The following is a 20,896-nucleotide window of genomic DNA, read 5'->3' as shown; positions in this document are numbered from 1 at the left end:
GCCGCCAGCTGGCCCATCACGGAAAAAGCCCCTGATTCTTGCGAATCAGGGGCTTTCTGTTTGGTGCCGGAGAGATGAATCGAACACCCGACCTTCTCATTACGAATGAGCTGCTCTACCGACTGAGCTACACCGGCGTAAGCCCGCGATTATAGCTTACTCGGCGGCCAGGACTCTTCCCGAGTGCCTCGCGGAAAAGCAAACTCATAGGCTGTGTACATCGCCTGCAACACTGCGCACACTGGCCGAATGCCATCGCAGCCAGTCCCAGGTTCCTCGTCAGCGCTCCGTCCGATGCGCGCCCTTCTGCAAGCTCTGCCGCGTCTTCCAGCCGCACCGGATGGGCAGGTGGACTTCGCCCGGGCCGACCCCGTGCTGCTGGCCTTGGTTCGCGATGAAGCCCAGACGGTGCTCCAGGTAGTGCAGCGAGGGCAGGGCGCCATAGGTCGGCTGCTGGCATGCAGTGCCGTCGCGATCGAGAGCGGTGATATCGATGCCGACAGCGTGGAGAGCCTCGGGTACTTTCTGGCGGAGGTGGGCGACTTCGCGGTCGCCTGCTGGGTGATGTCCTGCGCATGCCGGGCCACGCTGGCAGCCTCTTCCGGGTCGGGCGTGAGAGCCGGCCCCTGACGCAAAAACGGCCCGCATCCGCGGGCCGTCATCGTTCGCTGCGCAGGAAGCCGCTTACTTTTCCAGGTGGTACTTCGTCACCAGATCCACCTCGTTCTTCGACCCCAGCACCACCGATACCCGCTGGTGCAGCTTGGTCGGCTGGATGTCCAGAATCCGCTGGCGGCCATCGGTGGAAGCGCCGCCGGCCTGCTCGATCAGCCAGCTCATCGGATTGGCCTCGTACATCAGGCGCAGCTTGCCGGGCTTGTCCGGCTCACGCTTGTCCCAGGGGTACATGAAGATGCCGCCGCGGGTCATGATGCGGTGCACGTCGGCCACCATGCTGGCGATCCAGCGCATGTTGAAGTCCTTGGCGCGCGGGCCTTCCTTGCCGGCCAGACACTCGTCGATGTAGCGCCTCACCGGGGTGTCCCAGTGGCGCATATTGCTCATGTTGATCGCGAATTCCTTGGTGTCTGCCGGGATCTGCACGTTCTCCTGGGTCAGCACGAAGGTGCCGACTTCGCGGTCCAGCGTGAACATCACCACGCCGTCGCCGGTGGTCAGCACCAGGGTGGTCTGGGGGCCGTAGACGCAGTAGCCGGCGGCCACCTGCCGGGCGCCGGGCTGCAGGAAGTCGGACTCCTGCACGGCGCCGCCGCCGGCCTTCTTCAACACGCTGAAGATGGTGCCGATGCTGACGTTCACATCGATGTTGCTGGAGCCGTCCAGCGGATCGAACATCAGCAGGTAGTCGCCCTGGCGGTATTGCGAGGGGATGGGCAGGATCTCGTCCATCTCCTCGCTGGCCATGCCGGCCAGGGTGCCGCCCCATTCGGCGGCCTCGATCAGCATGTCGTTGGAGATGATGTCGAGCTTCTTCTGCACTTCGCCCTGCACGTTCTCGCTGCCGGCGGTGCCGAGCACGCCGCCGAGCGCGCCCTTGTTGACGGCGCTGCTGATGCTCTTGCAGGAGTCGGCGACGACTTCCAGCAGCAGCTGCAGCTGGGCGGGGATGGGGTTGGCGCCTGCCTGCTTCTCGACGAGATAGCGGGTGAGGCTGGTCTTCTGGGCCATGGGTCTGGGTCCTCCTGGGAAGTCTTGAAAATTCAGTCGGCCAGCGCGCGGGTGATCACCTCGCGCACGTCGTTGCTCAGCGAGGTGCTGGCGGCCACGCGGCTGATGGCCTCGCGGGCCAGGGCCTGGTAGGGCGCGGCGAGTTTCTTCCAGCGGTCGAGCGCACGCGCCAGGCGGGCGGCGACCTGCGGGTTGATGGCGTCCATCGCCAGCACCTGCTCCACCCAGAAGGCGTAGCCGGCGCCGTCGGCGCGGTGAAAGCCTGCGGGGTTGCCGTTGCAGTAGGCGAAGACCAGGCTGCGCGCGCGGTTGGGGTTCTGGATGCTGAAGTCCGGGTGCTTCATCAGCTGCTTGACCAGGGGCAGGATGTCGCCGCCGCGGTCGGGCGCGCTGGCCTGCATCTGGAACCACTTGTCGATGACCAGGGCCTCGTCGGTGAAGAGGGCGTGAAAGCGCTCCAGCGCCGGCTTGGCCAGCTCGTGGCCGGCGCCGACCAGGGCCGACAGGGCGTTGGCCCGGTCGGTCATGTTGTCCGCATCCTTGAAGCGCTGGTAGGTGCGGCCGGGCCAGACGGTGTCGCCGGTGGGCGCGGCGGCCAGGTTCAGGTTGACCAGGGCCAGGCCGGCGAGGGCACGGCGGCCGGCCGACAGCGGATCGGGCGAGTAGCTGCCGTTGTGTTCGCTGGCTTCCCAGGCCGCCGCCCAGTCGGGCTGCAGGGCCACGGCCAGCTGCAGGCGCATGGCTTCGCGCACCGCGTGAATGCGCTGCGGGTCGACCACGGCCAGCTGCTCGGCGATATAGCCTTCCGACGGCAGCGTCAGCACCAGTTCCTTGAAGGCGGCGTCGAGCGCCGGTTCACGCAGGATGGCGCGCATCGCCTCGACGAAGGCGCCGTCCAGCACCTGGGCCGGCACATCGCCTTCGGCCGAGACGGCGTTGAGCGCATGGCGCAGCGCCAGGCGCTGGGCGGCTTCCCAGCGGTTGAAGGGGTCGCTGTCGTGGGCCAGCAGGGTCAGCAGCTGGGCGTCGGAGTATTCGATGTCCAGGATCACCGGCGCCGAGAAGCCGCGCAGCAGCGAGGGCACCGGCTCGGCGTCCAGGCCGTGGAAGACCAGGGTGTGGCCGGCCTGGGTCATGGTGAACAGGGCTTCGGACGCGTTGGTCTCGCCGCTGTCGACCGTGTATTGCAGGGGCAGGGCAGCGCCGTTTGCCGCGACCAGGCCCAGCGCCACGGGGATGACGAAGGGCTCCTTCACCGGCTGGTCCGGCGTGGGCGGGCAGCTCTGCGACAGGGTCAGGGTGTAGCTGCGGTTCTCGGCGTCGTAGTGGCCGGCGGCATGCACACGCGGCGTGCCGGCCTGGGCGTACCAGCGCTTGAACTGGGGCAGCAGGGCGGCCAGGTGCGACTGCGGATTGGCATCGGCGATGGCCTGGGCGAAGTCGTCGCAGGTCACGGCCTGGCCGTCGTGGCGCTCGAAATAGAGCGTCATGCCCTTGGCGAAGCCATCGCGGCCCACCAGGGTCTGCATCATGCGGACGACTTCGGCGCCCTTCTCGTAGATGGTGACGGTGTAGAAGTTGCTGATCTCGATGTAGGCGTCGGGCCGGACCGGGTGGGCCATGGGGCCGGCGTCCTCGGGGAACTGCACGGTGCGCAGCACCCGCACGTCCTCGATGCGCTTGACGGCGCGGGCCGAGGCCTCGGCGCACAGGTCCATGCTGAATTCCTGGTCGCGGAAGACGGTCAGGCCTTCCTTCAGGCTCAGCTGGAACCAGTCGCGGCAGGTGACGCGGTCGCCGGTCCAGTTGTGGAAGTACTCGTGGCCCACCACCGATTCGACACCCGAGAAATCGCTGTCCGTGGCGGTGGCCTGGCTGGCCAGCACGTACTTGGTGTTGAAGATGTTCAGGCCCTTGTTCTCCATCGCGCCCATGTTGAAGTCGCTGGTGGCGACGATCATGAAGCGCTCCAGGTCCAGCGTCAGGCCGAAGCGGGCCTCGTCCCAGGCGATGGAGTGCATCAGGGAGAGCATGGCGTGCTCGGTCTTGTCGAGGTCGCCGCGGCGCACGAAGATCTGCAGCAGGTGGTCGTTGCCGGCGCGGGACCTGATGCGCTGCTCGCGGGCCACCAGCTTGCCGGCCACCAGGGCGAACAGGTAGGCGGGTTTCTTGAAGGGGTCGACCCACTTGGCGAAGTGGCGGCCGTCGTCGAGCGTGCCTTCCTCCACCAGGTTGCCGTTGGACAGCAGCACCGGGTACTTGTCCCTGTCGGCGCGCAGGGTCACCGTGTAGAGCGCCATCACGTCGGGGCGGTCCAGGAAGTAGGTGATGCGGCGGAAGCCCTCGGCCTCGCACTGGGTGAAGAAGGTGTCCTGGCTGACGAACAGGCCCATCAGCTTGGTGTTCTTGGCCGGGCAGCAGGTGGTGAAGATCTCCAGCGTGAAGGGCTCATCGCCTTCGGGCAGGTTCTCCAGCACCAGCTGCTGGCCGCGCTCGGTGGTGTCCATGCGGAAGGAGGTGCCCTGTCCGTTGACCAGCACACGCGCCAGGTTGAGCTCCTCGCCATCGAGGCGCAGCGCCTGGGCCGGCACGTCCGGGTTGCGGCGCAGCTGCATGCGGTTGAGCACGCGGGTCTTGGCCGGATCGAGGTCGAAGCACAGTTCGACCGTGGCTATCCAGTAGGCGGGCGCCTGGTAGTCGGCACGGTGGATCGCGGTGGCGGGGCCTTCACGCATGGTGGGGGTCCTTTCAGATGAATGAGATGACGTCCAGGCCGACTGCGCGGGCTGCGCGGCCGAGTTGCCTGTCGTCGGTGGCCAGGATGTTCGCGCCGGACGTACAGGCGCTGGCGAGATGCAGGGAGTCGAGGGTGGAAAGACCGCCGCTGGCTTCGGCGATCAATCTCTGTGCCTCGGCCAGCACCGATGCGTTGAGTGTGACGATGTGGAAGAAGCCCGTGCGTAGGTCGCCATCCAGCCTGAGCCGGATGGCTGCCGCATCGATTGCGCTGCCGCCTGGCTCCCGGCGGCGTCGGGCCACGATGGATTCCATCTCCACCAGCACCAGATCGGAAATGCCGAAACGCAGGTCCTCGCGCGCCAGCATCGCATCCACCTCGCCGGAGCCTGGCTCATGCAGGTAGCGCTTGGCCAGGACGCTGGTGTCGATGTGCACCAGGCTCATCGTCGGTCGCGTTCTTCGCGGATCAGGTCTTCGAGCGGACGCTCCATGCGCGGCTGCGCTTCCCGGAAAGCCCGGATGTCCGGCAACTGCGGACGCCGGGCTGGCGCCGGCTCGACCGGAAGGATCCGCGCCACCGGCTCGCCGTTGGACACCAGCAGTAGTTCCTGCTCCTGTTCCAGCGTCTCGCGCAGATGGGGCATGGTATTGCGCAGCTCGCGCACCGAGACAGTCTTCATGGCTTTCCTCCGTTCGCCGACTGGATGTGTCACGGCATTCTAGGCCGTGTCACACGCCTTGTTTCAGCGAAGCCTCGATGAAGGCATCCAGATCGCCGTCCAGCACCTTCTGGGTGGCGGAGATCTCGACGTTGGTGCGCAGGTCCTTGATGCGGCTGTTGTCCAGCACGTAGCTGCGGATCTGGTGGCCCCAGCCGACGTCGGTCTTGCTGTCCTCGAGCTTCTGCTGCTCTTCCTGGCGCTTGCGCATCTCGTGGTCGTACAGGCGCGAGCGCAGGCGTTTCCAGGCGACGTCGCGGTTGCTGTGCTGGCTGCGGCCGTCCTGGCACTGCACCACGATGCCGGTGGGGATGTGGGTCAGGCGCACCGCCGAGTCGGTCTTGTTGATGTGCTGGCCGCCGGCGCCCGAGGCCCGGAAGGTGTCGGTGCGCACGTCCGACGGGTTGATCTCGATCTCGATCGAGTCGTCGATCTCCGGGTACACGAAGATGCTGGCGAAGGAGGTGTGGCGGCCGCCCGAGGAGTCGAAGGGGCTCTTGCGCACCAGGCGGTGCACGCCGGTCTCGGTGCGCAGCAGGCCGAAGGCGTATTCACCCTCGATCTTGATGGTGGCGCCCTTGATGCCGGCGGTGTCGCCCGCGGTCTCGTCCTCGATCTGGGTCTTGAAGCCCTTGCGTTCGGCGTACTTCAGGTACTGGCGCAGCAGCATGCTGGCCCAGTCGCAGGCCTCGGTGCCGCCGGCGCCGGCCTGGATGTCCATGAAGGCATTGAGCGGGTCGGCCGGGTTGTTGAACATGCGGCGGAATTCCAGCGCCTCGATGGACTTCTGCAGTTCGGCGCCATCGGCCTCGATGGCCTGCATGCCGTCGGCGTCGCCTTCTTCCTTCGACATGTCGAAGAGCTCGGTGTTGTCGGCCAGCTCGCTGGTCAGGCGTTCCAGCGTCAGCACGATGTCTTCCAGCGACTTCTTCTCGCGGCCGAGTTCCTGGGCCTTCTTGGGATCGTTCCAGACGGCCGGGTCTTCCAGCGAGGCGATGACGGTCCTCAGGCGATCGGCTTTGGAATCGTAGTCAAAGATACCCCCGTAACTCGGCCGTCCGGGCGGACAGGTCTGCGAGCTGGTTGCCGATGAGGTTGATACGTTCTGCTTCCATTGGATGTCCTGCTTGTGCGATGTTGGGGGCTGCGGCGCAGCGAACCGGGGATTTTCTCATGCTCTTGCGGGCGCGGCCGCAGCCAATCGCAACCATAAAAACGGAAAAAACCTGCGGTGAACCAGCCTCTGTTCCGGCGACGGGCCGAATTGGCCGTGAAGCTGGTCCTGCTCGCGATCTTTCTCGGCGCTGGCGCGGCCTTCGCGCTGCTGGTCGGGCTGGCCGATGCCTACGAGGCGGTGGGGGAGCCGCAGGCCCAGCCCATCCCCTTCAGCCACAAGCACCATGTGGGCGATATCGGGCTGGATTGCCGCTTCTGCCACACCACGGTGGAGAAGACAGCCTTTCCCGGCATGCCGGCCACGCAGACCTGCCTGACCTGCCATTCGCAGCTGTTCGCCCAGCAGGGCATCCTGGCCGCGCTGAGGAAGAGCGAGGCGGAGAACCGGCCGCTGGCCTGGAAGCGGGTGCACTTCCTGCCGGACTTCGTCTACTTCGACCACAGCATCCATGTGGCCAAGGGCGTGGCCTGCGCCGAATGCCATGGCCGGGTGGACCAGATGCCGCTGGCCTGGAAGGCCGAGAAGCTGGAGATGGGCTGGTGCCTGGCCTGCCACCGCGATCCGGCGCCGCATCTGCATCCGCACGACCAGGTCTTCGCGATGCCGGCCGACCCGCTGGCCGAGGCCGATGCGCGGCTGCTGGCCGAGTCGCTGAAGCTGCAGTCGACCCGGCGGCTGACCGACTGCTCCACCTGCCACCGCTAAGCACGACATGGCTCCACGCACCGTCATCCCGATCCAGGCCGAGGCGCCGCATGCGCACGCCCACCATGCGCACGAGGAGGAGGACGAGGCGGGCGCCCCGAGCGGCCCGCAGCGCCGCCGCCTGCTGCAGCTGATGGCCGCCTCGGCCGCGCTGGCCACCGGCGCCTGCACCCGCGCGCCGGACGAGCGCCTGCATGCCTATGTGCACATGCCCGAGGCCGGGCTGGGCGGCCTGCCGGCCTACTACGCCAGCGCCTATGTGCGCGACGGCTTGGCCCAGGGCGTGCTGGTGGGCACCCGCGAGGGCCGGCCGGTCAAGATCGAGGGTAATCCGCGCCATCCGGCCAGCCGCGGCGCGACCGATGTGTTCGTGCAGGCCTCGGTGCTGGAACTGTGGGATCCGGACCGCTCGCAGACCGTCTGGCGCCGGCTCTCCGGCGCCGCCGCCACGCCCGCCACCTGGGACGATTTCCAGGCCGCCTGGCTGGCCCGCCTGCCGGCCCTGAAGTCGCGCGGCGGCGCCGGCCTGCATCTGCTGACCGGGCCGGTCAGCTCGCCGACCCAGCAGGCGCAGATGGCGGCGCTGATGCAGTCGCTGCCCCAGGCGCGGCGCTGGTGCGCGGCCTCGCTGGAGGACGCCTCGGCCGCCGAAGGCTCGGCGCGCGCCTTCGGCCAGCCGCTGCGGACGGTGCCGCATTTCGACCGCGCGCGGCTGGTGGTGGGCCTGGGCGCAGACCCCTTCTCGCTGGGGCCGGCGGCCGTGGCGCAGGCCTCGGACTGGGCGCGCGCCCGCGCCGCCGCGCTCAAGCAAGGGCGTGCGCCCGCGCGCCTGTGGGCGGTGGAGACCGCGCCCGGCCTCTTCGGCGCCCGGGCCGACCGGCGCATCGCCCTGTGCCCGGCGGAGATCGAGAGCCTGCTCTGGCGCATCGCCCACCGCATCGCGCCGGACCTGGCGCCCGCGCCCGGCGGCAGCGGCCCGGCGCCGCGCGCCGAGGCGCAGATCGCCGCCGCCCTGCAGGCCGCCGGGCCGGATGCGCTGCTGATGCCCGGCCCGGCCCTGTCGGCCGACAGCCATGCCCTGGTGCATGCGCTGCACCGCCGCCTGGGCGCCCTCGGCCGCACGCTGGACCTGATCGCGCCGCCCGAGCTGCCATCGAGCCCCGCCGGCGACCTGCAGGGACTGGCGGCGGCGCTGCGCCGGGGCGAGGTCGAGACCCTGCTCGTCCTCGATGCCAACCCGGCCTACGACACGCCGGGCGCCACCGACATCGCCAGCCTGATCCGGCGCGTGCCCTTCAGCGCCCACCTCGGCCTGTACCGCGACGAGACGGCCTCGGCCTGCGCCTGGCACCTGCCGATGAGCCATGCCTACGAGGCCTGGGGCGATGCCCGCGCCCACGAGGGCACGGCCAGCCTGCTGCAGCCGGCGATCTCGCCGCTCTACGACAGCCGCTCGGCGATCGAATGCCTGGCGCTGCTGGGCGGATCGGCCGAACGTGATGGCCACGGGCTGGTGCGCCGGCAGTGGGGCCTGTCCGACGAGGCCTGGCGCCAGGCCTTGCGCGACGGGCTGGTCGCCGGCAGCGCGGCGCGGCCGGTGCTGCCTGGCGAGGTGCGTGCGCCGGCCCAATGGCGGCCGCCGCAGAGCCCGGCGCAGGAATCGCTGCAGGCCCTGTTCCAGCCGGATGCCTCGGTGGCGGGCGGCCGTTTCGCCAACAGCGGCTGGCTGCAGGAACTGCCGCGGCCCTTCTCCAAGCTGACCTGGGACAACGCCGCCACCATCGGCGCCGCCACCGCCGCCACGCTGGGCCTGAAGAGCGGCGATGTGGTGCGCATCCGCCGCGAGGGCGCGCCGACGGTCGAGGCGCCGGTCTGGGTCGAGCCGCGCCATGCCGACGGCGCCGTCACCCTCACCCTGGGTTATGGCCGGCGGCAGGCCGGCCGGGTCGGCAACGGCGTGGGTTTCGATGCCTGGCCGCTGCGCCCGGCCGATGCCGCCAGCTGCCGGGTGACGCTGGAGCCCACCGGCCGCAGCCACCATTTCGCCTACACCCAGCGCCGCATCGACCAGGAGGGCCGGGAGCTGGCGCGCAGCGTGCCGCTGTCGGCGCCGCGCCTGCCGGCCGAGCCGGAGCCGCCCTCGCTCTATCCGCCGCGCGCCGACGGCGGCGGCCATGCCTGGGCCATGAGCATCGACCTGGACGGCTGCATCGGCTGCAACGCCTGCACCATCGCCTGCCAGTCGGAGAACAACATCCCGGTGGTCGGCCCCGAGCAGGTGATCGCCGGCCGCGAGATGCACTGGATCCGGGTGGACCGCTACGACGACGCCGCCAGCGGCCGTACCGACTTCCAGCCGGTGCCCTGCATGCACTGCGAGAACGCGCCCTGCGAGGTGGTCTGCCCGGTGGGCGCCACGGTGCACGACAGCGAGGGCCTGAACGTGCAGGTCTACAACCGCTGCATCGGCACCCGCTTCTGCTCCAACAACTGTCCCTACAAGGTGCGGCGCTTCAACTTCTTCGCCTATGCCGACGAGGAGACCGAGAGCCTGAAGGCGCAGCGCAACCCGGATGTGACGGTACGCCGGCGCGGCGTGATGGAGAAATGCACCTTCTGCCTGCAGCGGGTGTCGCAGGCGCGGCTGATGGCCGAGAAGGCCGGTACCCCGCTGGCCGACGGCGATGTGCGCACCGCCTGCCAGACGGTCTGCCCCACCCAGGCGATCCGCTTCGGCGACCTGATGGTGAAGGACAGCCTGGTCAGCCAGTCGCGCGAGTCGCCGCGCCACTACGCCATGCTGCAGGAGCTGGGCACCCGGCCGCGCACCACCTACCTGGCGCGGGTGGTGGAAGACGGGGAGGGCGCCGCGTGAGCCTGGGCCCCGTCTCCACCGACATCGGCGTGCTGCAGGCCGGCCAGACCTACCGGTCGGTGGGCGACCGCATCGAAGGCCAGGTGCTGGACCACCGCACCGGCCGGCTCTGGTGGATCGCCTTCGGCGTCAGCGGCTGCGGCATGCTGGTTTTCCTGGCCGCCATCGGCTGGCTGTTCTACAAGGGCCTGGGGCTGTGGGGCATCAACATCCCGGTGGCCTGGGGTTTCGCCATCGCCAACTGCGTCTGGTGGATCGGCATCGGCCATGCGGGCACCTTCATCTCTGCCGTGCTGCTGCTGGCGCGCCAGCGCTGGCGCACCTCGATCAACCGCTTCGCCGAGGCGATGACCCTGTTCGCCGCCAGCATGGCCGGCCTGTTCCCCATCCTGCACCTGGGCCGGCCCTGGTTCGCCTACTGGCTGGCGCCTTATCCCAACCGCATGGAGCTGTGGCCGCAGTGGCGCAGCCCGCTGGTGTGGGATTTCTTCGCCATCGCCACCTACCTCACCGTGTCGCTGCTCTTCTGGTACCTGGGCCTGATTCCGGACATGGCCTCCCTGCGCGACCGCGCGCGCCAGCGCTGGAAGGCCCTCACCTTCGGCCTGCTGGCCCTGGGCTGGCGCGGCGAGGCGCGCCAGTGGGCGCGGCACCGCACGGCCTACCTGCTGCTGGCGGGGCTGGCCACGCCGCTGGTGGTGTCGGTGCATTCGGTGGTGTCGCTGGACTTCGCCATCGGCAACACGCCGGGCTACCACTCGACGATCTTTCCGCCCTTCTTCGTGGCCGGGGCGCTGCTCTCGGGCTTCGCCATGGTGATCACGCTGGCGGTGCCGCTGCGGCATTTCTTCGGGCTGCAGGCGCTGATCACGCCGGTGCATTTCGACAACGCCGCCAAGGTGGTGCTGGCCACCTGCTGCCTGCTGGGCTATGGCTACCTGGCGGAGATCTTCACCGCCTTCTACAGCGGCGACCGCTACGAGATCGCCGTCACCCTGCAGCGCTGGACCGGGCCCTACGCCTTCGTCTACTGGGGCATGATCGCCTGCAACATCGGCCTGCCGCAGCTGCTGTGGTGGCGCGCCAACCGGCGCAATCTGGCGCTGCTGTTCGGCCTGTCGCTGCTGATCAACCTGGGCATGTGGGCGGAGCGGGTGATGATCGTGGTCACCAGCCTCTACCAGGACTACCTGCCATCCTCCTGGGGGCTGTATGTGCCGACGCGCTGGGACTGGCTGTTCCTGGCCGGCTCGATCTGCACCTTCGCCTGGCTGTTCCTGCTCTTCGTGCGCCTGCTGCCGGCGATCAGCATCGCCGAGATGCGCGGCCTGGTGCACGACAGCGCGAAGGAGGGCGCATGAAGCCCTGGGGCCTGCTGGCGCAGTTCGATTCGGCCGAGGCCCTGCTGGTCGCCGCCCGGGCGGTGCACGCGGCCGGCTGCCGCCAGGCCGAGGCCTATGCGCCCTTCGATGTGGAGGGGCTGGACGAGGCCCTGGGCCTGCCGCCCTCGCGCATTCCCGCGGCCACCCTGGCCGGCGCGGTGCTGGGCGGGGCCGGCGGCTACTTCATGCAGTGGTATGCGGCGGTGATCGACCTGCCGCTCAACATCGGCGGCCGGCCGGAGCACAGCTGGCCGATGTTCATCCCGGTGACTTTCGAGATGACCATCCTGGGCGGCGCGCTGGCGGCCGTGCTGGCCTTCTTCGTCGCGGCGCGGCTGCCGGCGCTGGACCATCCGGTGTTCGGCGCACCCGGCTTCGAACAGGCCAGCCGCGACGGCTTTTTCCTGCTGCTGCGGCTGGACGACCCGGCCTGGCCGCGCGACGAAGCCGAGCGGCTGCTGCAGGGACTTTCGCCGCGTTCGGTGGCGCCGGTGCAGGAGGTGATGCCATGAATCGGCCGGCCTTGCTGTGCCTGGCGCTGCTGTCGGTGCTGGCGCTGGCCGGCTGCGAACGGGTGATGCGCAATATGTACGACCAGCCCTCGCTGCGGCCAGGCGACACCAGCCCCATGTTCGAGGACCGCCAGGCCTCGCGCCCGCCGCCGCCCGGCAGCGTGCCGAATGCCATCGGCACCCAGGCCGGCATCAGCGGCGGCCTGCAGGGCCAGGCCGATGCCGCCACGCGCGATGCCGCCGAGCGCCAGCAGCAGCTGCCGGCCTCGCCCGGCCGTGCGCTGGTGCTGCGCGGCCAGGAGCGCTACACCATCTACTGCCTGCCCTGCCATGGCGCCACCGGGCAGGGCGACGGCATGGTGGTGCGGCGCGGCTTTCCGGCGCCGCCCAGCCTGCACGACGGCCGGCTGCTGGGCGCGGCGGACCGGCATCTCTACGAAGTGATCACGCGGGGCCAGGGTGTGATGTATGCCTTCGCCGACCGTGTCGAGCCGGCGGACCGCTGGGCCATCGTGGCCTATCTGCGTGCCCTGCAGACCAGCCGCGCCATGCGCCTGGCCGAACTGCCGCCGGACATGCGCCAGCGCATCGAGCCGCGGCTGCAGGCCGCAGACAAGCCGGATGCGCCGGGCTGGCGGGTGACGCCCGCGGACGAAGGAGGCCGGCCATGAGCGCCGCCGTCTTCTGGTCCGCCTGGCTGGCCGCCGCCTGGTGGTGCCTGGCGCCGCTGCTGGGCGCGACGGTGCTGATCGCCCTGAACCGCCTGACCGGCGGCGCCTGGGGCCAGGGCATCCTGCCGGCCGCGCAGGCGCTGGCGCGCCGGCTGCCGCGTGTGCTGCTGCTCTGGCTGCCGCTGGTGTTCGGGCTGCGGGCGCTCTATCCCTTCCTGCAGGGCCCGGACTGGCTGCACGGCGTGGAGCGCCCCGGTTTCCTGCAGGTCTGGTTCGCGCCCTGGTTCTTCGTGGCGCGCGGCTTCGCCTATGCCCTGGCGGCCTGGATGCTGGCGCGGCCGGCGGCATTGGCCACGGCGGGGCAGGGCCGGGCGGCCGCCACCCTGATCGCCTATCTGCTGCTGGGCTCGCTGGCGGCGGTGGATGCCATCGGCGGCCTGATGCCGCGCTGGCATTCCAGCGTCTTCGCGCTGACCCTGCTCGCCGGCCAGCTGATCGCCGGCATCGCCGCCTGCACCTGGCTCTCGCTGCGCGCGGGGCGCCCGCTGCCGGGGCGCGACCTGGGCAATCTGCTGCTGATGGCGGTGATGCTGTGGGCCTATCTGGGTTTCATGCAGCTGCTCATCATCTGGGCCGAGAACCTGCCGCGCGAGATCACCTGGTACCTGCCCAGGCTGCTGGGTGGCTGGTCCCGCGGCGGCGTGGCCTTGCTGCTGCTGCAGTTCGTGCTGCCGCTGGTGCTGCTGCTGTTCCGGGCGGTGAAGGACCATCCCGCCCGGCTGCTGGGCGTGGCCGGGCTGGCCTGGGCGGCGCAGCTGCTGGATGCCGCCTGGCAGACGCTGCCCTCGGTCGTGCCGGCCTCCGGACTGGCGGTGGTGCTGGTGCCCTTGCTGGCCGCGCCCATGGCCTGGCTCGCCTATGGCGGCATTGTGAAGGAGCTGCGCCATGGCCCGCGCTGATATCGACCTGCGCCGGCTGTCGCGGCTGGCCGCCGCGCTGGTGCTGGTGATCGCCGTGGCGGTCGGCAGCGTCTTCGGCCTGCTGCACCATTGGCGGCTGCCGCCCGGCGGCGATGCGCCGGGTTCGGCCGGATTGCAAGCCGTGCCCGCGCCCCGGCTGCAATCGGCCCCGCAGGACGATCTTGCCGCCTACCGCGCCGAGCAGCGCCGACAGCTGGACGCGGTGGGCTGGGAGGACCGGGCGCAAGGCCGGGTGCGTATCCCGGTGGCCGATGCGATCGAACTCGTCGCCCAGGGAAAGGGTGTGCGATGAAACGCCCGGCCCTGCTCCTGGCATGCTGCCTGGCCGCCTTGCCGGCCCTGGCCGGCGGGTTCGCCCACGACACACCGGCCTTGCTGCCCGTGGCCGACCGTAGCGGCACCCGTCTTGCACTGGACCAGCCCCTGCGCGATGCCCACGGCGCCCCGGTGCGGCTGGCCGACTTCTTCACCCCCGGCCGCGCCGTGCTGCTGGTGCCTGGCTACTGGCGCTGCCGCACCCTCTGCGGCACGCTGATGCAGGGCATCCTGGAAGCCGCCGCCGATACCGGCCTGCCGCGCGATGCCTACCGGGTGGTCGGCTTCTCGGTCGATCCGCAGGAGGGCCCGGCCGATGCCGCCGAACGCCAGCGCTCCGATCTCGCCTATGCCGAGGCCTACGGCACCCGGGCGTCGGTCTCGGGTGTGCTGCCGCCGCCCGATCTGCATCTGCTGCTGGGTTCGGTGGCGCTGTCGCGCCAACTCGGTTTCGACTGGCGGGCCACCGACGCGGCCGACCCCGCCGACCGCTGGGCCCATGCCGCCGGCTTCGCCGTGCTCTCGCCCCGGGGGCAGCTGGTGCGGCAGTTCCAGGGCGTGCGTTTCGATGCGCGGGAGCTGCGCGCCGCGATCGAATCGGCGCGGGCGGACCAGCCGCCGCCCCGCAGCTTCATCCAGGGTTTCGCCATGCTGTGCGCGCATTTCAATCCGGCCGAAGGCCGGCTCAGCACGCCGGTGATGGCCGGCCTGCGCTTCGTCGGCGTGGCCCTGGTGCTGGCCCTGGCCGGCTGGATGCTGCGCAACCGCAGGGGGCGCCGTCCATGAGTGCATCCACCACCGGCGTGCAGACCGACGCGCTCTTCATCGCCATGGTGCTGCTGTGCGGCGGCATGGCCTTGCTGCTGGCCGGCATCATCGTCTTCTTCGCGGTGCGCTACCGCGCGGGCTCCTCCGCCAACCGCGAGCGGCCGCCCTCGCATGCCAACGGCCTGGAGGCGGCCTGGACGCTTCTGCCGCTGCTGCTCTTCCTGGGGGTGTTCGCCTGGGCCGCCTGGGTGTATGTCGGCCAGCGCCAGCCGCCGGCCGATGCGTTGCCGGTCTATGTCACCGGCAAGCAGTGGATGTGGAAACTGCAGCACCCGGGCGGGCGGCGCGAGATCAACGAGCTGCATGTGCCCCTGGGCCAGCCGGTGCGCCTGGTGATGACCTCGGAGGACGCGATCCACAGCTTCTACGTGCCCGCCTTCCGGGTGAAGCAGGACGTGCTGCCCGGCCGCTACAGCTACCTCTGGTTCACGGCCACCAGGCTCGGCGACTTCCGCCTGTTCTGCGCCGAATACTGCGGCAGCGAGCATTCGGCCATGGTGGGCCGGGTGGTGGTGATGCAGCCGGCCGACTATGCCCGCTGGCTGCAGGCCGGCCCGGCCGAGCCGGGCCTGGCCGAACGCGGCGCCCGCCTCTACCGCGAGCATGGCTGCAGCGGCTGCCACGACGCCGGCTCCATCGTGCGTGCGCCTTCGCTCGACAACATCTTCGGCCGCACCGTGCACCTGCAGGACGGCCGCGAGCGCCGGGCCGACGAGACCTATCTGCGCGATGCGATGCTGCTGCCGGCGCAGGACATCGTCGCCGGCTACGCCCCGCAGATGCCGACCTACGCCGGCCAGCTGTCGGAAGAAGACATCCAGGCCCTGATCGCCTTTCTCAGCCAGCCGCGAGCCACACCATGAGCCCAGCCCCTCCGCCCCTGGCGCCCAGCTATCTCGACGACGGCGTCACGCTGTGGTCCTGGCTGAGTTCGGTCGACCACAAACGCATCGGCATCCTCTATGCGATCGCCATCACCGCCTTCTTCTTCATCGGCGGCGCGGCCGCCACGCTGATCCGGCTGGAGCTGGCCACGCCGGCCGGCGACCTGGTCAGCAACGACACCTACAACAAGCTCTTCACCGTGCACGGCGTGGTGATGGTGTGGCTGTTCCTCATCCCTTCCATCCCGTCGGTGGTCGGCAACTTCGTGCTGCCGCTGATGATCGGCGCCCGCGACCTGGCCTTTCCGCGGCTCAACCTGCTGAGCTGGTACCTGTACGTGATCGGCGGGCTGGTCACGCTGTGGGCGCTGTTCCTGGGCGGGGTGGACACCGGCTGGACCTTCTACACGCCGTACTCCACCATGTTCTCCAACGGCTATGTGGTGCTCACGCTCACCGGCATCTTCATCACCGGCTTCTCCTCCATCCTCACCGGCCTGAACTTCATCACCAGCGTGCACCTGCTGCGGGTTCCGGGCATGGGCTGGTTCAAGCTGCCGCTGCTGGTGTGGAGCCTGTATGCCACCAGCATCATCCTGGTGCTGGCCACGCCGGTGCTGGCGATCACCGCGCTGCTGACCATCGCCGAGCGCCTGTTCCACATCGGCGTGTTCGATCCCTCGCACGGCGGCGATCCGCTGCTGTTCCAGCACCTGTTCTGGTTCTATTCGCATCCGGCCGTCTACATCATGGTGCTGCCGGCCATGGGCGTGGTCAGCGAGATCATTCCCTGCTTCGCCAAGAAACGCATCTTCGGCTACCGCTTCATGGCGTACGCGGTGCTGGGCATCGCGGCGCTGGGCTTCCTGGTGTGGGGCACCACATGTTCGTCAGCGGCCAGTCACCGGCGGCCAGCCTGGTGTTCTCGATGCTGAGTTTCGTGGTGGCGGTGCCCTCGGCGATCAAGGTCTTCAACTGGACGGCCACGCTCTACAAGGGCGCGATCCGCTTCGATGCGCCCATGCTGTATGCGCTGGGCTTCGTGGGCCTGTTCACCATCGGCGGGCTGACCGGGCTGTTCCTGGCCTCGCTGGCGCTGGACGTGCATCTCACCGACACCTACTTCGTGGTCTCGCACTTCCACTACATCATGGTCGGCGGCGCGGTCATGGCGTATTTCGGTGCCCTGCATTTCTGGTGGCCCAAGGTGACCGGGCGCCTGTTCTCCGAGACCTGGGCGCGCATCGCGGCGGTGCTGATCTTCATCGGCTTCAACCTGACCTTCTTTCCGCAGTACGTGCTCGGTTTCCAGGGCATGCCGCGGCGCTACCACGCCTATGCGCCGGAGTACCAGGTGCTGAACCTGCTGTCCTCCGCCGGGGCCGCGGTGCTGGCCATCGGCTACCTGATGCCGCTGTGCTATCTGGCCTGGTCGCTGCGCCGGGGCGCCAACGCCGGACCCAATCCCTGGAGCGCCACCGGGCTGGAATGGCAGACACGCTCGCCGCCGCCCACCCACAATTTCGATGTGCCGCCCAGGGCGCCGGCCGATGTCTACGGCTACACGCCCGAGTGGCCGCCGGAAGGGCCGGGCGCGCAGGGGGGCTCGTCGTGAACGGTGCGGTGCTCGAGGAAGGCATCGACCCGCCGGAGCTCGATGCGGTGCAGCGGCGCCGGGTGGCGCGGCTGGGCATGTGGCTGTTCATCGCCAGCGAGCTGCTGTTCTTCGGCGGGCTGCTGTTCGCCTATGCGCACGGGCGGCTGAGTTTTCCCGCAGGCTTCGCCGTGGCGGGGCGGCATACCGATGTGTGGCTGGGCACGCTCAACACCGGCGTGCTGCTGACCAGCAGCCTGCTGGTGGCGCTGGCCGTGGAGGCGGCCGCGCACGGCCAGCGCCGCCTGGCGCCGCGCTTCCTCTGGGGAGCCGTGCTGCTGGGATGCTCCTTTCTGGCGATCAAGGGCGTGGAATACCGCCAGGATTTCGCCGAGGGCCTGGTGCCCGGGCCCGGCTTCGTGCTTCAAGAGCCGGGGGCGCAGCTCTTCTTCATGCTGTATTTCACCGCCACGCTGCTGCATGCCCTGCACATGGTGGTGGGCATCGTCGCGCTCGCCCTGTATGCCTGGTTCGGGCGCAGGACCGGGTCGGACTGGCTGCGCAGTTCGCGGCTGGAGACGGTGGGCCTGTACTGGCACTTCGTCGATGTGGTGTGGGTGGGGCTGTATCCGCTGCTCTACCTGGTGGGGAGGTCCTGGTGAGCCGCGAGACCTGGGCGTCGCAATGGCGCGGGCTGGTGCTCACCTGGGCCGGCCTGATCGCGCTGATGTTCATCAGCCTCGGCGTGGCCTGGCTGCCGGTGGGCGCCGGCTGGAAGGCAGCCGCCGGCCTGCTGATCGCGGGTGTCAAGGCGGTGCTGGTGCTGCTGGTCTTCATGCAGCTCGGCCGGCAGCATGTGCTGGTGCGGGTGGTGGTGGCGGTCGCCCTGTGGACGCTGGTGGTGATGGGCGGACTGAGCGCGGTCGATTACCTCACCCGTGTGGTGGAGCCGGCCGCGGTGCAGCAGCCCCGGCAACTGGCCCCGGCCCCGTCCCGGCCTTCCTAGACGGCGAGTTCGACGCTCTTCTCGCCTTCCCAGTAATGCGCGCGGACGGCGTGGACCTTGATCATCACCACGCCGGGGGTCTCCGGGCCCTGCTCGAACCATTCGTCCAGCTCGGGTTTCCAGTGCTCCTGGAAGCGGCCCTTGTCGCGCACCAGCTCGGCCTCGCCCTCGATGGCGACCATGCAGTGCGGATCGGCCTGGAAGGCCAGGGCCACCTTGGGATCGGCCTGGATGTCGGACACCATGTGCGAGTCCTCCCAGGTGAAGTAGTAGGAGTCGCCCTTGGCATTCACCTCGCCGTTGTTGCTCATGGGGCGACTCGCGATGTGCCCGTCGCGGCTGTGGGTGGAGAGCATGGCGATGTCGATGGCGGCCAGCTTGCCGGCGAGATCGTGCAGGGATTTGGGTTGGCTCAAGATGGATTCTCCTGTGGGATGGCGATGCTCGAATCGCAAAGCGGGGAAAACTCCCACCATCCCCAGGCGGCGCCCAAGCAGGTGTAGTTGCCGCCTCTGCGCCGGGGTAGGACAAAAAGCCCTATTGGCCGATTCGGTCAAAATTACGTCATGAAACAGGTTTTCTACGTCAGCCAAGCGCTGGGCCGGCATGCGGCTATCCCTTCCATCCTGAGTTCGGCGCGGCGGCGCAACCTCGCCTTGAATGTCACCGGATCCTTGTTGTTCACCGGCGGGTACTTCGCGCAGGTGCTGGAGGGCGAGGAGCCGGCCCTCGCGGAGGTCATGGCGCTCATCGCGGCGGATGCCCGCCACCGCGACATCCGAATCCTGCTGGACCGGGCTCTCGACATGCGTTTGTTCAGCGCCTGGTCCATGGCCTACACCGAGCTTCCCGGAATGGAGGACTTGCTGCAGCAGTTGGGCGGCGCACAAGCCGTCGCTCCGGAACGTGCCGACAAGCTGATCAGGCTGATGTTCGACCGCTGCTCCGGCGGCGCTGTTTCCTAGAAGCCCAGGCTCTTAGACCGTTTTCAGGGGCGCACGGAACTCGTAGCCCACGCCGGAGATGGCATGCATCGGCCAGACCGGCTGTCCTGCCTGCTCCACGCGTTTGCGCAAGCGGTACAGGATCGCGTGCAGGGCTCCTTCGGTCGCATCGTGCGACGGCCCCCACAATTGCTCCGTCAGCGTCGAACGGGGCACCACTTCCCCGGCCGCGGCTGCGAAGGCGCTCAGCAGCGCCACGTCGCTCTTGCTCAGCTTGATGGTGGAGGCGTCCGGCGCCATCAGCTGGCCTTTCTGGACATGCAGGCGCCAGCCGCCCACACCGATGACGGCGCTGATCTGCACGCGCCGCCGCAGCGCGGCGATCAGCGCCTCGATCTGCTCGGCCGGCGCCGCGCGATCGACGGCCAGATCGGCGCCGTCATGCAGCGCCTGCACGAAGTGCGGATGCGGCGCGCTGCTGAGCGCCACCATGCCGGCCGCGCTCTTGCGCCGGATGAGACGCACCAGATCCGGCCCGGGCACGCCGGGCTGCACCAGGTCCACCACGTAGAGGGACAGGCCGAAGGGATCGTCGCTGAGCAGGAAATCGTCACCGTCGGCGAACACGGTGAACGGCTGAGCCACCGCTCGGAGCTCGTGCGCAGGCATACCGATCCACCCGGTACGCAACACGGCCGAGAGCTTTTTTTCCATCCGTGGATATTACCACCAGGGCGTCATTCTTTCTGGTGTTATTGTAATTTCTATCGATTTTTCGTCAGTTATGACGTTTTTGGTGTCACACTCGGCTTCATCGGGGCCACGACGGCCCCAATACTTGTCTGACCACGATGGACTTCCAACACTTCGGCCTGCTCTACCGCCTGCAGCTTCTGCCGCAAACAGGCAATTTCGACGAGGGCGATCAGGCCTTGCTCGCGCAATACGAGGCGCAAAACCTGCTGACCCGGGATGGCGCGGCTGCGTCGAACCTCATGCTGACGCCCGACGGCGCGCTGCTGGTCCAGTTGATGAAAAGGCGGATTCGCCAGGCAGGAGCATGCGATGCACCCCGTGCATGAAATTCATCCCGCCGCGGCGCAAACCGCGCAGAAGAAGTGCCAGGGCTGTTCGAGCGACAGCCTGCTTTTTCCTTTCACGATGGCCTTCCAGCCCATCGTGGATGTCAGGACCCGGGAAGTTTTTGCGCAGGAGGCGCTGGTCCGCGGCCCGAACGGAGAATCTGCCTGGAGCATTCTTTCGCAGGTGACCGCGCAGAACCGCTATTCATTCGATCAGGCCTGCAGGGTCAAGGCCATCGAGTGGGCGGCAAGGCTGGATTTCAAATCCCGGCTCAGCATCAACTTCCTGCCCAACGCGGTGTACGAGCCGGCCGCATGCATCAAGCTCACCCTGAAGACGGCCGAGCGTGTGGGTTTTCCGATCGAGCAGATCATGTTCGAAGTCACCGAAGGCGAGAAATCCGCCGACCTGGGCCACCTGCGCAAAATCTATGCGGATTACAAGAAACGCGGCTTCATCACCGCGATCGACGATTTTGGTTCGGGTTACGCCTGTCTCGGCATGCTGGCGGAGTTCGTGCCGGACGTGATCAAGATCGACATGAACCTGATCCGGGACATCGACAGCAACCATGTGAAGAGGACGCTGGTGCGCAACATCACCCGGGTGGCGGAGGACCTCGACATCACCCTGATCGCCGAAGGCGTGGAAACGGCCGCCGAATACGCGGTGCTGGCCGATCTGGGCATCCACCTATTCCAGGGATATCTGTTCGCAAGGCCGGCCTTCGAAGCGCAGGCGGAAGTGACCTGGCCGGAGCCTGGCGGCAGTCGCGGCTGAGACCCGCCCGGTG

22 protein-coding genes, 1 tRNA gene and 1 pseudogene are annotated in these 20,896 nt (G+C 68.9%); 16 read left to right on the top strand and 8 right to left on the bottom strand.

Translation table 11 applies throughout. The annotated features are described in order from the left end of the window. Nucleotides 1-61: 61 nt before the first annotated feature. Nucleotides 62-137 (bottom strand) — tRNA-Thr (locus GT347_RS04975). A gap of 157 nt (nucleotides 138-294) precedes the next feature. Here GT347_RS04975 and GT347_RS04970 point away from each other — a divergent pair. After that, complete coding sequence (locus tag GT347_RS04970; protein WP_160550910.1) at nucleotides 295-630, top strand: hypothetical protein; 336 nt, start codon at nucleotides 295-297, stop codon at nucleotides 628-630. 54 nt (nucleotides 631-684) lie between these two features. Here the strand turns inward: GT347_RS04970 and GT347_RS04965 are convergent, their stop codons facing one another. The 5 genes from GT347_RS04965 to prfB form a co-directional block, all read right to left on the bottom strand. Further along, nucleotides 685-1,689 carry a class 1 fructose-bisphosphatase gene (locus GT347_RS04965; RefSeq protein WP_160550909.1) on the bottom strand — a complete coding sequence of 335 codons (1,005 nt, stop codon included), beginning with the start codon at nucleotides 1,687-1,689 and terminating at the stop codon, nucleotides 685-687. A 32-nt stretch (nucleotides 1,690-1,721) separates the two neighbouring features. Next, nucleotides 1,722-4,424: an aminopeptidase N gene (gene pepN, locus GT347_RS04960; protein ID WP_160550908.1), complete on the bottom strand. Its 2,703-nt coding sequence runs from the start codon at nucleotides 4,422-4,424 to the stop codon at nucleotides 1,722-1,724. Nucleotides 4,425-4,437: 13 nt separating this feature from the next. Next, the gene (locus GT347_RS04955; RefSeq protein ID WP_160550907.1) at nucleotides 4,438-4,872 is read right to left on the bottom strand and encodes a type II toxin-antitoxin system VapC family toxin; all 435 of its coding nucleotides are present in this window, start codon (nucleotides 4,870-4,872) and stop codon (nucleotides 4,438-4,440) included. Beyond that, nucleotides 4,869-5,108: a type II toxin-antitoxin system Phd/YefM family antitoxin gene (locus GT347_RS04950; RefSeq protein ID WP_160550906.1), complete on the bottom strand. Its 240-nt coding sequence runs from the start codon at nucleotides 5,106-5,108 to the stop codon at nucleotides 4,869-4,871. The genes GT347_RS04955 and GT347_RS04950 overlap by 4 nt, the downstream gene beginning before the upstream one ends. A gap of 49 nt (nucleotides 5,109-5,157) precedes the next feature. Continuing rightward, nucleotides 5,158-6,262 (bottom strand): peptide chain release factor 2 gene (gene prfB, locus GT347_RS04945; protein WP_160550905.1). Its coding sequence is split into 2 segments (ribosomal slippage): nucleotides 5,158-6,180 and nucleotides 6,182-6,262, totalling 1,104 coding nucleotides; the frame shifts between segments, so codons are not numbered across the junction. Nucleotides 6,263-6,417: 155 nt separating this feature from the next. Between prfB and GT347_RS04940 the strand changes: the two genes are divergently transcribed. From GT347_RS04940 to GT347_RS04885, 12 genes and pseudogenes are all read left to right on the top strand, one after another. Further along, nucleotides 6,418-7,029, top strand: coding sequence for a cytochrome c3 family protein (locus tag GT347_RS04940; RefSeq protein ID WP_229722703.1), 612 nt, complete (start codon nucleotides 6,418-6,420; stop codon nucleotides 7,027-7,029). Nucleotides 7,030-7,036: 7 nt separating this feature from the next. Next, the gene (locus tag GT347_RS04935; protein WP_160550903.1) at nucleotides 7,037-9,904 is read left to right on the top strand and encodes a 4Fe-4S dicluster domain-containing protein; all 2,868 of its coding nucleotides are present in this window, start codon (nucleotides 7,037-7,039) and stop codon (nucleotides 9,902-9,904) included. Then, nucleotides 9,901-11,265 (top strand): NrfD/PsrC family molybdoenzyme membrane anchor subunit, encoded by a 1,365-nt coding sequence (nrfD, locus tag GT347_RS04930; RefSeq protein WP_160550902.1) that lies wholly within the window; start codon nucleotides 9,901-9,903, stop codon nucleotides 11,263-11,265. The genes GT347_RS04935 and nrfD overlap by 4 nt, the downstream gene beginning before the upstream one ends. Beyond that, nucleotides 11,262-11,798 (top strand): DUF3341 domain-containing protein, encoded by a 537-nt coding sequence (locus tag GT347_RS04925; protein WP_160550901.1) that lies wholly within the window; start codon nucleotides 11,262-11,264, stop codon nucleotides 11,796-11,798. The genes nrfD and GT347_RS04925 overlap by 4 nt, the downstream gene beginning before the upstream one ends. Next, on the top strand, nucleotides 11,795-12,469 hold the full coding sequence (locus tag GT347_RS04920) for a c-type cytochrome (protein WP_160550900.1): 675 nt from the start codon (nucleotides 11,795-11,797) through the stop codon (nucleotides 12,467-12,469). The genes GT347_RS04925 and GT347_RS04920 overlap by 4 nt, the downstream gene beginning before the upstream one ends. Beyond that, nucleotides 12,466-13,428: a hypothetical protein gene (locus GT347_RS04915; RefSeq protein ID WP_160550899.1), complete on the top strand. Its 963-nt coding sequence runs from the start codon at nucleotides 12,466-12,468 to the stop codon at nucleotides 13,426-13,428. Before GT347_RS04920 ends, GT347_RS04915 begins: the two co-directional genes overlap by 4 nt. Continuing rightward, entirely contained in the window at nucleotides 13,415-13,741 is a 327-nt protein-coding gene (locus tag GT347_RS04910; RefSeq protein ID WP_160550898.1) for a hypothetical protein, read from the top strand. The genes GT347_RS04915 and GT347_RS04910 overlap by 14 nt, the downstream gene beginning before the upstream one ends. Next, entirely contained in the window at nucleotides 13,738-14,550 is an 813-nt protein-coding gene (locus GT347_RS04905; protein ID WP_160550897.1) for a thioredoxin domain-containing protein, read from the top strand. The genes GT347_RS04910 and GT347_RS04905 overlap by 4 nt, the downstream gene beginning before the upstream one ends. Further along, complete coding sequence (coxB, locus tag GT347_RS04900; RefSeq protein ID WP_160550896.1) at nucleotides 14,547-15,455, top strand: cytochrome c oxidase subunit II; 909 nt, start codon at nucleotides 14,547-14,549, stop codon at nucleotides 15,453-15,455. The genes GT347_RS04905 and coxB overlap by 4 nt, the downstream gene beginning before the upstream one ends. Beyond that, a pseudogene (gene ctaD, locus GT347_RS28020) lies at nucleotides 15,452-17,091 on the top strand (cytochrome c oxidase subunit I). The gene coxB and the pseudogene ctaD overlap by 4 nt, the downstream one beginning before the upstream one ends. Next, on the top strand, nucleotides 17,088-17,732 hold the full coding sequence (locus tag GT347_RS04890) for a cytochrome c oxidase subunit 3 (protein ID WP_195812455.1): 645 nt from the start codon (nucleotides 17,088-17,090) through the stop codon (nucleotides 17,730-17,732). The pseudogene ctaD and the gene GT347_RS04890 overlap by 4 nt, the downstream one beginning before the upstream one ends. Next, nucleotides 17,729-18,076, top strand: coding sequence for a cytochrome C oxidase subunit IV family protein (locus tag GT347_RS04885; protein ID WP_160550894.1), 348 nt, complete (start codon nucleotides 17,729-17,731; stop codon nucleotides 18,074-18,076). Before GT347_RS04890 ends, GT347_RS04885 begins: the two co-directional genes overlap by 4 nt. Here the strand turns inward: GT347_RS04885 and GT347_RS04880 are convergent. Then, the gene (locus GT347_RS04880; protein WP_229722697.1) at nucleotides 18,073-18,492 is read right to left on the bottom strand and encodes a pyridoxamine 5'-phosphate oxidase family protein; all 420 of its coding nucleotides are present in this window, start codon (nucleotides 18,490-18,492) and stop codon (nucleotides 18,073-18,075) included. The two genes, GT347_RS04885 and GT347_RS04880, sit on opposite strands and share 4 nt — an antisense overlap. Before the next feature lie 150 nt (nucleotides 18,493-18,642). Between GT347_RS04880 and GT347_RS04875 the strand changes: the two genes are divergently transcribed. Continuing rightward, nucleotides 18,643-19,041: a BLUF domain-containing protein gene (locus GT347_RS04875; RefSeq protein ID WP_160550892.1), complete on the top strand. Its 399-nt coding sequence runs from the start codon at nucleotides 18,643-18,645 to the stop codon at nucleotides 19,039-19,041. A 12-nt stretch (nucleotides 19,042-19,053) separates the two neighbouring features. Here the strand turns inward: GT347_RS04875 and GT347_RS04870 are convergent, their stop codons facing one another. Further along, nucleotides 19,054-19,734: a winged helix-turn-helix domain-containing protein gene (locus tag GT347_RS04870; protein ID WP_160550891.1), complete on the bottom strand. Its 681-nt coding sequence runs from the start codon at nucleotides 19,732-19,734 to the stop codon at nucleotides 19,054-19,056. Nucleotides 19,735-19,871: 137 nt separating this feature from the next. Between GT347_RS04870 and GT347_RS04865 the strand changes: the two genes are divergently transcribed. Together GT347_RS04865 and GT347_RS04860 are read left to right on the top strand one after the other, a co-directional pair. Then, nucleotides 19,872-20,102 carry a hypothetical protein gene (locus GT347_RS04865; RefSeq protein ID WP_160550890.1) on the top strand — a complete coding sequence of 77 codons (231 nt, stop codon included), beginning with the start codon at nucleotides 19,872-19,874 and terminating at the stop codon, nucleotides 20,100-20,102. Then, nucleotides 20,086-20,883 (top strand): EAL domain-containing protein, encoded by a 798-nt coding sequence (locus GT347_RS04860; protein WP_160550889.1) that lies wholly within the window; start codon nucleotides 20,086-20,088, stop codon nucleotides 20,881-20,883. The genes GT347_RS04865 and GT347_RS04860 overlap by 17 nt, the downstream gene beginning before the upstream one ends. Nucleotides 20,884-20,896 lie beyond the last annotated feature (13 nt).

Origin of the sequence: Xylophilus rhododendri (assembly GCF_009906855.1) — a bacterium.
GTDB classification, from domain to species: Bacteria; Pseudomonadota; Gammaproteobacteria; order Burkholderiales; family Burkholderiaceae_C; genus Xylophilus; species Xylophilus rhododendri.
Note: the sequence above shows the minus strand (reverse complement) of the source record. Positions and strands in the feature narration are given on the sequence as shown.